Origin of the sequence: Ectobacillus ponti (genome assembly GCF_024294785.1) — a bacterium.
GTDB classification, from domain to species: Bacteria; Bacillota; Bacilli; order Bacillales; family Bacillaceae_G; genus Ectobacillus; species Ectobacillus ponti.
This window is the reverse complement of sequence record NZ_JANCLT010000006.1, coordinates 15,501-28,377: the sequence shown is the minus strand read 5'-3', so window position 1 is coordinate 28,377 and position 12,877 is coordinate 15,501. Positions and strand designations below refer to the sequence as shown.

General features: G+C 48.1%; 12 protein-coding genes. 4 read left to right on the top strand and 8 right to left on the bottom strand.

Annotation, left to right across the window (positions count from 1 at the left end; genetic code table 11):
• Nucleotides 1–4 precede the first annotated feature (4 nt).
• Nucleotides 5–1,492, bottom strand: a complete 1,488-nt coding sequence (locus tag NK662_RS12540) for a TIGR02677 family protein (protein ID WP_254759277.1) — start codon at nucleotides 1,490–1,492, stop codon at nucleotides 5–7.
• Between the two features lie 258 nt (nucleotides 1,493–1,750).
• Here NK662_RS12540 and NK662_RS12535 point away from each other — a divergent pair, with 258 nt between their 5' ends.
• On the top strand, nucleotides 1,751–2,161 hold the full coding sequence (locus NK662_RS12535) for a VOC family protein (RefSeq protein ID WP_254759276.1): 411 nt from the start codon (nucleotides 1,751–1,753) through the stop codon (nucleotides 2,159–2,161).
• Nucleotides 2,162–2,360: 199 nt separating this feature from the next.
• On the opposite strand, the gene NK662_RS12530 is transcribed toward NK662_RS12535, so the two are convergent.
• The 3 genes from NK662_RS12530 to NK662_RS12520 all read right to left on the bottom strand — a co-directional run bounded on the left by NK662_RS12530 (nucleotide 2,361) and on the right by NK662_RS12520 (nucleotide 3,809).
• Nucleotides 2,361–2,924: a Uma2 family endonuclease gene (locus NK662_RS12530; protein ID WP_254759521.1), complete on the bottom strand. Its 564-nt coding sequence runs from the start codon at nucleotides 2,922–2,924 to the stop codon at nucleotides 2,361–2,363.
• A 77-nt stretch (nucleotides 2,925–3,001) separates the two neighbouring features.
• Complete coding sequence (locus NK662_RS12525) at nucleotides 3,002–3,493, bottom strand: GNAT family N-acetyltransferase (RefSeq protein ID WP_254759275.1); 492 nt, start codon at nucleotides 3,491–3,493, stop codon at nucleotides 3,002–3,004.
• 136 nt (nucleotides 3,494–3,629) lie between these two features.
• Entirely contained in the window at nucleotides 3,630–3,809 is a 180-nt protein-coding gene (locus tag NK662_RS12520; RefSeq protein WP_254759274.1) for a hypothetical protein, read from the bottom strand.
• A 197-nt stretch (nucleotides 3,810–4,006) separates the two neighbouring features.
• Here NK662_RS12520 and NK662_RS12515 point away from each other — a divergent pair, with 197 nt between their 5' ends.
• From NK662_RS12515 to NK662_RS12505, 3 genes are read left to right on the top strand one after another with little or no spacing between them, the layout of a single operon-like run.
• Entirely contained in the window at nucleotides 4,007–4,540 is a 534-nt protein-coding gene (locus NK662_RS12515; protein WP_254759273.1) for a sigma-70 family RNA polymerase sigma factor, read from the top strand.
• Between the two features lie 2 nt (nucleotides 4,541–4,542).
• On the top strand, nucleotides 4,543–4,968 hold the full coding sequence (locus tag NK662_RS12510; protein WP_254759272.1) for a PadR family transcriptional regulator: 426 nt from the start codon (nucleotides 4,543–4,545) through the stop codon (nucleotides 4,966–4,968).
• A complete protein-coding gene (locus NK662_RS12505; RefSeq protein WP_254759271.1) occupies nucleotides 4,955–6,220 on the top strand; it encodes an FtsW/RodA/SpoVE family cell cycle protein in 1,266 nt (421 codons plus the stop codon). The genes NK662_RS12510 and NK662_RS12505 overlap by 14 nt, the downstream gene beginning before the upstream one ends.
• Before the next feature lie 104 nt (nucleotides 6,221–6,324).
• Here the strand turns inward: NK662_RS12505 and NK662_RS12500 are convergent, their stop codons facing one another.
• The 4 genes from NK662_RS12500 to NK662_RS12485 form a co-directional block, all read right to left on the bottom strand.
• The gene (locus NK662_RS12500; RefSeq protein WP_254759270.1) at nucleotides 6,325–6,495 is read right to left on the bottom strand and encodes a nucleotidyltransferase domain-containing protein; all 171 of its coding nucleotides are present in this window, start codon (nucleotides 6,493–6,495) and stop codon (nucleotides 6,325–6,327) included.
• 331 nt (nucleotides 6,496–6,826) lie between these two features.
• On the bottom strand, nucleotides 6,827–8,002 hold the full coding sequence (gene yhbH, locus NK662_RS12495) for a sporulation protein YhbH (RefSeq protein WP_254759269.1): 1,176 nt from the start codon (nucleotides 8,000–8,002) through the stop codon (nucleotides 6,827–6,829).
• A gap of 350 nt (nucleotides 8,003–8,352) precedes the next feature.
• Nucleotides 8,353–10,248 (bottom strand): PrkA family serine protein kinase, encoded by a 1,896-nt coding sequence (locus NK662_RS12490; protein WP_254759268.1) that lies wholly within the window; start codon nucleotides 10,246–10,248, stop codon nucleotides 8,353–8,355.
• 455 nt (nucleotides 10,249–10,703) lie between these two features.
• Complete coding sequence (locus NK662_RS12485; RefSeq protein WP_254759267.1) at nucleotides 10,704–12,737, bottom strand: putative bifunctional diguanylate cyclase/phosphodiesterase; 2,034 nt, start codon at nucleotides 12,735–12,737, stop codon at nucleotides 10,704–10,706.
• Nucleotides 12,738–12,877 lie beyond the last annotated feature (140 nt).

Sequence of the window (12,877 nt, the reverse complement as noted above, 5' to 3'; positions counted from 1 at the left end):
ACCCTCACCTCACTTCAGCAAATTCAAACACCGCATCCGGCATAACCAAATCTCCATCTTCCGCCTTCAGCGTTATACTCTTTTCCGGATCCAGCATGACTTTGACAAGAAAGCCGTAGTCCGTCTTCACGATGCTGTCTTTGGCTGTAACGGATTTGCCGATCCAGCCGAGCAATGTCTTTCGGACAAACGGCTCCACTGCCGGCAAGGAAGAAAGCTGAATTACGCCTTGGTCCATATATGCCTCAATCAGCTGCTTCTCCTGCTGCCGTTCCGCCAAATATTGCTTTCGTTGCTGCTCCCTTTTCTCTTTCTGCAAACTGAAGGCCCCCGGCTTTGTCTTTTCCCGGTAGTGTACCGTTCTCGGTTTAATCGTCAAGAGCGACGGCTTCTCCTCCCATGGGTCCGCATGAAGGTTGTCTGTCGTTCCCTGCTCTACATGCAAATGCCGCACGGTTGTCAGTCCAAATACAATAGAAGAAATTTGGTGCGCTTCCTCCATGCTTTCGCTTTCTGCAAACCATTTTGCTAAATGCAAGTAGTCTTTTTTCCGGCTGCGAAAATGCTGATGCCGTTCCCCGACTCGCTGTACATATCTGGTCATGCGGCGGATAACTTCATTCGTTTGCCGCTGCAAAATATCAAGCTCACTCTGCTGGCCGGCAAAGCCAAGGAACCAGCCCCGAAGAGAAGACCAGTACCCGTCATACTCCGAAAGCAACTGTTCCTTTGGAAAAGGAGCATCCTCCAGCCGGGGAATGGACTCCTCATGCTCTAGCAGCTTTTGAAAATAGCTGCCTAGTTGGACAGACGACACGTCCTGCAGAACCTGCTGAATTTGCAGGGCTGTTTTCTGCAAAGACACAATGAAATCCCGCAAATATGCCGTAAAACGGCTTTTGTATACAAGAAACGCCTCTGTTTGCATGCGCTGGTCCGTACGTTCACTGTTGATGTAGGCAATATAGTCAGCCGTGCTTGTCCGAATGGACTGAAAATAGCGGAATACGTCCTCCCACATCCGCTTATACTCTTCAGCCGGCCGGGACAATTCCCCCTGCAGCTCCCCCTGCAAGGCAGTGAGCGCCTGAAGCAAACGCTCAAATTGCGACCGCTCCAATGAACCCTGGAAGTTGTCGCTCATCCGCTCCAGCTGAATCAGCATTCTTTCAATTTCAACAGTGTACGGCGTACATTGATACCGAAATCTTTTTTTCTTATATTCTTCAATGCTTTTCGCATTCGTCATATCCTGCCGGGCCGTGAGATTGTTCCACTTCACCAGCTGGGCCAGCTGCTGATGCAGCTGCGCTTCTTCATAATCGGCAAAGGTTGAGATGGAACGCATGTGCTCCAGAATTTCCTCCGGCGCAATATAATCACGCATTCTCTCATGCTGCTGATAGAAGTATCGCAGTATCGTCCGATAATGTGCTGCAGAATCGGCAGTCAAATAGCTTGCCTCAATAATTTTTTTCATGGTTACATCCATCCTGCACCATCCTCTTTCCTTCTTACCTCTTAATTGTAAAGCATACATATGTAAATATGGAATAAAAATACCAATTGATAAAATTGGAAAATACCTGCGGGTGCCAAAAGCAGCAGCCTCTACGAAAACAGCCTAGAATAAACAAAGGTGCTAGCGAAGCTATTATGCAGCTCTTACATTTTTCTTAACTATACCAACTCTTTTGCATGTATACTAAAATTAGACTTGTCAAACAATTGAATGAGGAGGCCTATAAATATGGAGAAAGTCACACCATTCTTAATGTTCCAAGATGGAAAAGCAGAAGAAGCAATGAATTTCTACACGTCCCTGGTTGAAGATTCAGCAATTACCAATATCGTGCGATATGGCGCAAATGAAAACGGGGATGAAGGAACTGTCATGCAGGCTACTTTCACCTTAAAAGGTCAAGAATTTATGTGCATCGACAGCAATATAAAACATCCATTTTCCTTCACACCTTCCTTCTCTATATTTGTTACTTGTACTACTGAAGAAGAGCTTAACAATCTGTATCAGCAGCTGAGCGACGGCGGACAAGTGCTTATGCCAATAGGAGATTATGGCTTCAGTAAAAAATTTGGCTGGCTAAATGACCGTTTTGGGGTTTCGTGGCAACTCAATCTAAGTCATTCATATACGGGCTGAATACCCTGTCGGCTATGAAGGCATTGTTTCTTCAAGCCTCCCACAAAAAAAGACCCTGCACATCCCAGATGCAGGGCCTCCCATCAGCTGCTCTTCTCCTTTATTGTCAGGAGAAGCTATCCATGATGTTGAACACATCGGAATTTTGCTTAAGGATATGTGTCCTAACAAGGGAGCCTCATTGCAGGCTCCCTTGCCGTCATCCAAAACAACTTTCCGCCAATACCGTAAATCCCTCTATCACAGAAGAGGATGCTATGCCGGTGTCCTTCACGGCAGTTGTTTGGATATAATAGCCCTCTTCATTCAGGAGATACACGAAAATGGTGTTCAAAAGAGGATTTACAATCCAATACTCCCGAACCCCATATTGCATATAGACATTCAGCTTTGTTACCAAATCATGCGCTTGGTTGGAAGGGGAAACAATTTCTACAATCAAGGTCGGAATCCCAACATATCGTTGCTCTCCAAGACCTGCTTTGTCACAGATCACCGATATATCAGGAATGACAACCTTTGTATCCTCCATTGCTTCGCTTTGCAGTTCCACATCAAAAGGGGCAGTAAACACTTCGCAGGATGTTCCCTGCAGCAAACTGAACAGTTGGGCGGACAATCTCATTGAAATACGTTGATGCTGCGTGGAAGGAGATGGAGTCATATACACTGCTCCATCTATGTACTCCCACAGACCATCTGTTGATTTGCGGAACTCGTAATATTCCTCTAGCGTCATACGTTTTTCTTTTGGCATCCTCAGGCATCCCTATCTTTCATTTCCTTATTTCTCATTATAATCCTACTCTGCTTGCGACACACGCCGCAGCAGAATTGTCCTTATTCTACGGGCAGACGCAGCACCATTCTTGTTGTTTTTAAGATATGGCCATCAAAATCATCATCAAACACATCAACCACTTTAAAGCCTTGTTTCTCGTAGAAACTTCGTCCCTTGAGATTATCTGTTTCCACGTTTACATACAGGCTGCTTGCATCCATACGTTGTATGGCTGCAAGCAGCAAGGCCTTACCTATGCCTTTTCTCTGCTGACCCGGAAGCAAATAGAGGGCAAAGAGTTCCACTTGCTTTTGTTCATCCGGCGAAGAGAGGTTGATAAAGCCAACAATGTGTTCCCCTCTCTCCGCAACGAGCAGACAAGAGGTTTGCATACGTTGCTTCATTATGTCATCTGAATACGCATAGCGTAAAAACGCTTCTTGAATCTCCATCGGAATGATGCCTTCATATGTATCATGCCAAGATGCTTTCGCTACATACTGCACCTGTGCAATGTCCGTATCGACGGCATTGCGGATTTTATCACACATGCTGTACCTTCTCTCTATATAGTCCCAATATTCATACATTTTATCACATGAAGAAGTAGGGCTGGAATCAGCTATCCCGGCACAATCTTTGACAACAAAGGAGACAATAGGCTGACATTATCTGTGAATTCATTCCTCATTGTCCATCTTGCAATCTTTCTCGAATCTTCCGCAATTCCTGCAATACCTGTTGATCATGCTCTTTCTTATCATGTAAATATCTCAAAATCCGAATGGCTACAAAGATGCCTAAAACATACAGAACCAGTTGTAAGCAGAGAATTGCATATGCAGAAAAGAAAGAAAATCCTTCCATCACATCTCTCCTTCTTTCCCCTATTTCAAAGCATATTTAAGTATATGCTCTATTATATATACGATGATACTATTCTACTCTCCTTTTCAAACTATATGAAATAGGATTATGAAACAGAAAGATGCTAACATTTTGTACATATAAGAAACTAAATGACTTCGGGAATCGTCTCATTATATGGAAAGGAGTTTGAAAGGATGGAAGAAGCGATTGCAAATATACACCTATCTGATAGCCGCGAAGCTGTCATTACGCAAGCCATGGGGTTGCATGGACAAGCTCTGCTGGAACTGGTGTATTCATATGTACAAAACCGGGAGCTTGCAGAGGATTTGACACAGGAGATTTTTCTTAAATGCTATCAAAAGCTGCACCAGTATAATGGGAAGGCAAAATTCAAAACGTGGCTGTGGCAGATTGCCATCAATCATTGCCGGGATTACCTCAAAAGCTGGTATAACCAAAATGTCTTCGTATCGGAAGAACACGCTGGCGCAGTCTCCAGCATGAAAGAAGCGTTTGAAAACCAGGTGGTTGCCAAAGATGAGCACGAACAGCTCGCTCACGCTGTTATGAGCTTGTCCCCCGTTTACAGGGAAGTGATCTACCTGCATTACTATGAGGATCTTTCCATGAAAGAGATTTCTTATGTGACGGGAGCGAATCAAAATACCGTAAAAACCCGTTTGAAGCGGGCAAAGGTTCTATTAAAAGAAAGCTTGGAGGGCTGAGAATGGAAGAACGCCTTAAACATTTGAAAAAAGCCATGAAGCAGCACACATTTTCTCAACTTACTTTTACAGAACAGCAGCAAAAGCAAATTCAACAAAAAGTAAACAGACTGGCCGAGAAGACGGAGAAGGACATATTGCTTGCAGTGCTGCAGCTGCTCACAAAAGAGAAAACAGGGTTTGAGCTAAGCGCGCTGTTGCACGCAAGAGGGATTGTTTCCTTCGAAAATCATGAGGGCAGTCTGTATATGCTGCTGCATCATTTAGAGCAAAAAGGACAGCTGCAGGCCCGCTGGACAGAAAACGAAGGCAAATATTATTCGCTTACCCGCAAAGGAAGCAAGCTGCTGCACACTGCTGAAAAAACCAATGCCGGTTCGGCGCTGCAAAAGCTGCTGGAAGGGTGGTTGCTGCATGAACAGCTGTAAGGATAGCTTTCTGACAACAGTATTGCAGCATATTAAATCCAAGGAGGCAAAGGACTTCGTCCGCATGGAGCTGCTGCATCACTTATCCCGGTCCAAGGCACAGCTGCTGGCAAAGGGGGTATCAGAGGCGGAAGCCGAGGAAACGGCAGTCAAACAAATGGGCAATCCAATTGAGCTTGGCAGGCAGTTCAATAAGCTGCACCGGCCCAAAACAGATTGGATGCTCATCAGTCTGTTCACGCTGGCATTTGCAATGGGGCTGCTGCCGCTCCTGCACATACCAGCATTATATTCACATTTGCTTTCCAACCGGCTGATACATATTGTTCTCGCTCTCATCATAGCTGCTACAACGATGATGCTGGATTATCGGAAGCTGGAGCGTTACTGCTGGTGGTTTCTCGGCCTCGGTACAGGGATTCTTGTCCCGGTAGCTTATTTTCCTACGGCAACCATACAGGCACATCCCTATTTCGCCATTTATGGCATTGGCTATATTTCCAGTGATGCTGCTTTGCCCTTTCTGTTTCTATTTTGGGCTGCATATTCCGTTAACAGCCATGCAAAGCTGCGCATGATGATTCCTGTGTATGCGATTACTATGCTGTCTTTCCTTCTGTCAAGCCTGCCGGCAGCCATGATATACAGTCTGGTTGTACTGATCCTGCTTTTCAAGAGCTCCATTTGCTGGAGTATTTCACGTATCCTGACTGTAGCCGGAGCCGGATTGTCCATAGCGGCGGCTGTCCTCTTTTGGTTCACCCGCATTCCGTATCGGACGGAGCGCCTATTGGCCTTTCTTCACCCGAAGGCAGATGCGCATGGAAACGGCTTTATGTACGTGAAGATTCGGGAATTGATTGCTTCAGGAGGCTGGTTTGGTGCCGGTTCTTCAACATATATCTCGAATCCTGCCGGCGAACTGGTTTTGGTGGACGTTGCCCAATCCTATGGCTGGGTTGCTATGGGCATGCTGATCGCTGTACTCATTCTCCTATTATTTAGAATGGCCGTCTTGCTGCGGCAGACAAGAACGGGCTTCGGCAGAAATCTGCTGGCCGGCATCCTTACTTTCTTTGCTGTCCAATGCGCCTACAACATGGGCATGATTGCCGGCTTCCTCCCGCTGACCTCCATTGATGTACCTTTTGTCAGCTACGGCTTTACCTCCACCCTACTGAATTCTTTTCTGTTTGGTCTGGCACTGAGTGTTTGCCGCCGCCGGCATTTGGTGACGGCAGCCAGTAAATAAGAAGGAAAGCCCTGTATGCGGCATACAGGGCTTTCCTTCTTTGCTGTAACCTCTCTTTGTATTCTCACAGAACCGGGCAGTAAGTCCCTCTTGTATGAAAAGGCCTATAGTTCCGTTACCGCCAATGAAAGAATACCTATATCCGAACTCTGCCTCTCTTCCTGACGCGCCCATGACCCAAAGAGATACACCCGGACATTCTCCTTATGCAGTTCACTTAAAACAATATGCTTAAACTCGTCCATAATACGGTCGCGAAAGCTTTGTTCATTCATTCGTTTCTCCCCCTTCAAGGAGTATGGAGTCACTTCCAGCTATAGCAAAAACAAGCTAAAGCCCTTCATAACCATTATATCGGAAGTTTGTCCTCATCTCCTACTGACCTTCAAACGGACTGCCAATTCACATCGCATACGAAACAAGTATTTCTTTATCATGAACAGAGGCTGCCTAACTAGGAACCCAGCGTTGTCTTAACCGAGGCTCCTCAGGGATCTCTCTTGCTTTCACTATAAGGGCTACGTATCCAACAGAAACAACAGCCATTCGGACGATACATGATACAAAAATAAAAAACCCTGCGCACACCGTACGCAGGGCCTCCCATCAACTGCTCTTCTCCTTCGCCTCCTGGCGGAAGAAGCTCTTCATCGCGTTGAACACATCGGACTTTTGCTTGAGGATATAATAGCGGAACTTCTCGTCGTGAATATTTTTATATGCGGACATCAGTGTAGAATGACGGTTATATTGGTTAACTTCCCCGTACCCGAACATGTTGGATACTTTAATAAGCTCCTGCACCAGCTTCACGCAGCGGGCATTGTCGGATGTCAGATTATCTCCATCGGAGAAGTGGAATGGATAGATGTTATAGCGCTCCGGCGAATATTTCGTATCCACGAGCTCCAGCGCCTTGCGGTAGGCGGAGGAGCAGATGGTGCCGCCGCTTTCTCCCTTGGAGAAGAAGTCATCTTCGGATACGACCTTTGCCTCTGTGTGATGGGCGATAAATTCGATATCGACAGATTCATATTTAGTGCGCAGGAAGCGCGCCATCCAGAAGAAAAAGCTGCGGGCCATGTACTTCTCCCAGATGCCCATCGAGCCGCTCGTATCCATCATGGCGAGTACGACAGCCTTGGATTCCGGCTTCAGCACCTCATTCCAGGTGCGGAACTTCAGGTCCTCCTGCCGGATGGGATAGAACGACGGTGTGCCGCTCATGGCGTTCCGCTTGTAGGCGGACATCATGGTCTTCTTCTTATCGATGTTGCCCATGAGGCCGGTTTTGCGGACATCATTGAATTCAATGTGCTCCACCCGGTTTTCATCTGTTTGCTTGCGCTGCAGGTTCGGCAGCTCCAGCTGGCTGAAGAGCGCCTGCTCCAGCTCGATGATGGATACCTCTGCCTCGTAGTAATCCTCGCCAGCCTGGTCGCCGGCACCCTTTCCTTTGCCGGCACCCTTTTGCGGTGTGCCGCCGGAGCCGTCCCGGGCCACGACGTCCCCAACCTTGCTGCCGCCGTTTCCTTGGCCGACGTGCTTATTTTTATCGTAATTATAGCGAATTTTATATTCATCCAAAGACCGAATCGGAATCTTCACGACGTCGCGTCCGTTTGACATGATGATGCTTTCTTCCGTGATCAAATCGGCCAGATTGTTTTTGATTGCCTCCTGTACCTTCTCCTGGTGCCTTTGTTGATCGTCATATCCTTTTCTGTGGAGGGACCAATTCTCTCTGGCAATCGTATAATTGTTTTTATTGTCCTGACTCACGTTTCTTCCCTCCCTAATCATTGAGATTGGATTTTCCCCCGAAACCTTGTATACATATGAAAAGTCAGAAACCACCGTAAAGAAAATGACACAATATTTCCGAAGTGTTGCACATACGTGTATGAAGCAACATATGGTATTGTGTCGGTCTTTTGCATTATTTCCTGTTATGGTTGGTTACTCTATCATATGCATACGCTACAAATAATTGACAAATAATTTAGCCTGCCGGTTGACTCAATTTTGTTTGGGACAGGCATATTCTTTCCTGGGAGCTGAACGAGTCCCCTTCGCTTTTCTTGTATAGGGACAAAAAAAGCATGCCAGGAGCGGCATACTTTTTCTGTCGTTTATCGGTTCAGCAGGCTTCCTACATAGCGCAGCAATTCGTTTGCTGATGTAGAGTTGTAGCCGTATTCATCTATCAAGCGCACGACGACTTCGTTGATTTTCTTCAGCTGGCTTTCGTCCGGCGTCTTGGAGGAGGTCGTGATTTTCACCACGTCCTTCAGGTCAGCAAACAGCTTCTTCTGGATGGCTTCGCGCAGCCGCTCATGAGAATTGTAGTTGAACCGCTGCCCTTTGCGCGCATAAGCGGAAATCCGGATGAGAATCTCTTCCCGGAAAGCTTTTTTCGCATTTTCAGAGATGCCGATTTGCTCTTCAATGGACCGCATCAGCTTCTCATCCGGGCTCATCTCCTCGCCGGTGAGCGGGTCACGCAGCTTGGATTTGTTGCAATATGCCTCCACGTTGTCCAAGTAGTTGTCCATGAGCGTCTTGGCGGATTCCTCGTAGGAATATACGAATGCCTTCTGCACCTCGCGCTTGGCAATATCGTCATATTCCTTGCGCGCCAAGGAAATGAAGTTCATATAACGCTCGCGGTCTTCATTGCTGATGGACGGATGCTGGTCCAGGCCATCCTTCAGGGAACGGAGCACATCCAGCGCGTTGATGGATGGAATCTCCTTGCGGATGATCGTGGAAGAAATCCGGTTGATGACGTAGCGCGGATCAATGCCGCCCATGCCCTCATCCTGATATTCGCGCTTCATCTCTTCTACATCAATGGAGTTGTAGCCCTCCACCAGTTCGCCGTCATACAGGCGCATCTTCTTAATAAGGTCAATATCCGGCCGCTTCGGATCCTTCAGGCGCGTCAGGATCGTGAACATCGCAGCGACACGCAGTGTGTGCGGCGCAATGTGGACGTTGGACACATCGCTTTCCTTAATCATCTTTTCATAAATGCGCTCTTCCTCGCTCACCCGCAGGTTATACGGTACCGGCATGACGATGATACGGGAATGCAGCGCCTCGTTCTTCTTATTTGAAATAAAGGAGCGGTACTCCGTTTCATTCGTATGGGCAATGATCAGCTCATCTGCGGAAATGAGAGCGAAACGCCCGGCCTTAAAGTTGCCCTCCTGCGTCAGTGACAGCAGGTGCCAGAGGAATTTCTCATCGCACTTCAGCATCTCCTGGAACTCCATCATACCGCGATTCGCCTTGTTCAATTCACCGTCGAAGCGATAGGCGCGCGGGTCAGACTCAGAGCCGAACTCCGCGATGGTCGAGAAATCGATGCTGCCGGTGAGGTCAGCAATATCCTGCGACTTCGGATCGGACGGGCTGAAGGTGCCGATGCCGACGCGGCGGTCTTCTGATAAGAAAATGCGCTCCACCAGCACATCTTCAATCCGGCCGCCATATTCCTTCTCCAGGCGCATCAGGTTGAGCGGCGACAGGTTGCCCTCAATCCGGATGCCGTATTCCTTGTAGAAATCCTCCCGTAAATGATGCGGAATCAGGTGGAGAGGATCTTCATGCATCGGGCAGCCCTTAATGGCAAAGATTGCTCCCGCATCTGAATGCGAATAAGCTTCCAGACCGCGCTTCAACATCGTCACCAGAGTGGACTTACCGCCGCTCACTGGTCCCATCAGCAGCAAAATCCGCTTTCTTACATCCAAGCGCTTCGCTGATGGATGAAAATACTCCTCCACGAGACGCTCCAGCGCCTCCTCCAAACCAAACAGCTGATTGCTGAAGAAGCTGTACCGCTTTTTGCCTTCCACCTCTTTAATGCCGGCATCCTTAATCATATTGTAAATGCGGGAGTGCGCAGTTTGTGCGACCCACGGCTTTTCCTTGACGATCTCCAAATACTCCCCGAATGTCCCTTCCCACTTCATCCGTTGTTCTTCGATGCGGTGCTGCTCAATTTTCTTTAAAATATCCATTCTGGACCTCCCCCATTGTCTTGTTCAAAAAGGATTATTATAACTCTATGCGAGGATGTCCCCGAACATTCGCATGAATCCGAAAACAAGACGCAAGGAGATTTTCTTGCAAAAACTTTCTGAATTCGTACAACATCCGGGAGGAAAAATTCGCTATAATGAGGATATTGGGGAATATGACACAAAGGGAGGAATTGAAATGAAACTCGTATTGATTATTGGGGTTATGGCAGCGTTCATAAGCGCGATTTTCACAGCTGGCTACAACGATAAGCCGGGAACAAAATAAGAAAAGCGCAACCGGCTCGTTCAGCTCACAGAAGGGAGGTTCTGGACGCTAAAAGGCGCTTTTTGCCTTTTATGCGGGCAGGTTCTCCCTGGCAGTGAGCTGGCCGGTGGAGCTGGACAATAAGAAAAGCGCAAAAAGTGATGGACCTCAGTGCCCATCACTTTTTTCATACCTTGCGCAAATACATTTTCTCCACTTCCGCAACCGGCAGCGGTTTTGCGAAATAGTAGCCTTGTGCGTACCAGGCCATTTTGTCTCTTAAAAACCGGATGTGCCCTTCATTCTCGACACCCTCGACAATGACCCTCATTCCCAGTGAGCGGGCGAGATGAATGATTGCGGTTGTAATTTTGGCGTCGTATTCATCCCCCTCCACATCCCGAATAAACGAACGGTCAATCTTCAGGGTATCAATCGGCAGACGCTTGAGGTAGCTCAGGGAGGAATAGCCTGTTCCGAAGTCATCCAAATGGACGGCCACTCCGATTTCCCGCAGCTTGGCAGAGATGACTTCGGCGTGCTCCTCCTGTGCGAGAGCGCCTTCGGTAATCTCCAACCCCAGCAATCGGGCGGGAAGCCTGTATTGCTGCAAGGCCCGTTTGGTCAGCTCCAGGATACGGGAGGAACGGAATTGACTTGCGGAAATGTTGACAGACACCGGAGCCACTTGCAGCCCCTGGTCCAGCCATTCCCGCAGCTGGCGGCATGCCTCGAAGATCACCCACTCATCAATCTGTAAAATAAATCCTGTCTTTTCAGCCAGCGGAATAAATTCACCCGGCGCTATGAAGCCCAGCTCCTGATTATGCCAGCGCAGCAGCGCTTCCCAGCCAATCACTTCTCCCGTTTCAATATGCACCTGCGGCTGATAATATAATGCAAATTCCTGCCGCTGAATGGCCCGGCTCAGCTGGGACTCCAGCATGAACAGCTTCTCGCGCTGCTGATCGAACTGCCTGTCATACAAGCAATAGCAGCCGCTTCCCTGCTCCCGCGCCTTTTCCAATGCCATATCGGCATGCTTCATCAGCGTTTGTTCATCCTCCCCATCTCTCGGATTGCAGGCGATGCCGATGCTCACCTTCATCCCCCTTTCCTCGCCATGGACGGAGAACGGCTTTTGCAGGGTCTCCAGCAGGCACTCTGCCAAAGCAGCTGCCGCAGCATCCCCGCCCTGTTCGGCCAGCAGTACAAATTGATTGCCGTGGCGCCGGAACACCTGCCCCCTGTCTCCCACTTCCTGCACGGCCCGGTCAGCTGCCTGCTGCAGAATCCGGTCTCCCGCCTCGTGCCCGAATACCTCATTGATTGTACGAAATTCATTTAAATTAATAATATATACAGCGATGCGCTTGCCAGCCTCCAAAAGCGCATCAAAAGCCTTTGATAAGGAAATGCGGTTCTGCAGGCCGGTCAGCTGGTCATAGTAAGCAAAGTACTCCGTTTTCCACTCATCCAGCAGCTGCTGTGTCACGTCCCTGGCAATGAAATACACGCCTTTGACCCGATCCTGTATAATAATAGGAATTGTTTTCAAGTCCATGTAAAATACCAGGCCATCCTTCTGCCTGTACTCGATCCTGCTGCGGCGCACCGGCTTTCCCTGCACCGTTTCTTCAAAAATCCTCTGTACCTCCTGCTCATCCTTTGGATGAATCAGTTCTGCGGCTTTCCATCCTTTGCATGCTTCTTCCGGGCAATGAAACATTTCGGCGGCAGCCGGGTTGATGCCAATGATGCAGCCCTCAAGGTCAACAGACACAATAGCATCGCTGTTATACTTCATCAGCGACGAATAGCGCTTTTGGCTCTCCAGAAGCTCCTCCTGCTTGCGGATCCAATCTGTGACATTTCGGGTGATACATACAATATACAGCTTCTCCCCCACCCTTGTAACAGGGTTCAGCACCGATTCATAATGCTCCATTTCGCCGCTGTGTGTCTCAATCGGATCATGCACCACTTGCAAGGTGCCTGTCTCAGCTGCTGCTGTGTAAATCTGCTGCAGCCGGGCTGCCTGCCGGGCCGGCAATACCTCCTGAAGTGTCTTTCCATAGCTGCTTTCATCCAGGCCGGCATGCCTCATTGCTTTCTTATTCATATATACATAACGAAATACATAGCCGGGTGCTGCTTCTATCACAAATACGAGATCCTGAATGGTATTCAGCATGACTTGCTGCAGCAGCTGTATATGCATATATTTCTCTCCATTCTCCTCAAGTAGGTAATCCTCCAGTATATATCATCTGTTCCTTATCGATTTTTCATTATGCCTAGTCTTCCCCTAAGACGCATTATAATGAAGGTTATGTACCATTTCTGGAAAAAAGACAAGAA

What these genes read in the sequence shown, in the direction of transcription:
- NK662_RS12540 (WP_254759277.1), bottom strand. Translation starts at nt 1,492, where the DNA reads ATGGATGTAACCATGAAAAAAATTATTGAGGCAAGCTATTTGACTGCC.
- NK662_RS12535 (WP_254759276.1), top strand. Translation starts at nt 1,751, where the DNA reads ATGGAGAAAGTCACACCATTCTTAATGTTCCAAGATGGAAAAGCAGAA.
- NK662_RS12525 (WP_254759275.1), bottom strand. Translation starts at nt 3,493, where the DNA reads ATGTGTGATAAAATCCGCAATGCCGTCGATACGGACATTGCACAGGTG.
- NK662_RS12520 (WP_254759274.1), bottom strand. Translation starts at nt 3,809, where the DNA reads ATGGAAGGATTTTCTTTCTTTTCTGCATATGCAATTCTCTGCTTACAA.
- NK662_RS12515 (WP_254759273.1), top strand. Translation starts at nt 4,007, where the DNA reads ATGGAAGAAGCGATTGCAAATATACACCTATCTGATAGCCGCGAAGCT.
- NK662_RS12510 (WP_254759272.1), top strand. Translation starts at nt 4,543, where the DNA reads ATGGAAGAACGCCTTAAACATTTGAAAAAAGCCATGAAGCAGCACACA.
- NK662_RS12505 (WP_254759271.1), top strand. Translation starts at nt 4,955, where the DNA reads ATGAACAGCTGTAAGGATAGCTTTCTGACAACAGTATTGCAGCATATT.
- NK662_RS12500 (WP_254759270.1), bottom strand. Translation starts at nt 6,495, where the DNA reads ATGAATGAACAAAGCTTTCGCGACCGTATTATGGACGAGTTTAAGCAT.
- NK662_RS12490 (WP_254759268.1), bottom strand. Translation starts at nt 10,248, where the DNA reads ATGGATATTTTAAAGAAAATTGAGCAGCACCGCATCGAAGAACAACGG.
- NK662_RS12485 (WP_254759267.1), bottom strand. Translation starts at nt 12,737, where the DNA reads ATGCATATACAGCTGCTGCAGCAAGTCATGCTGAATACCATTCAGGAT.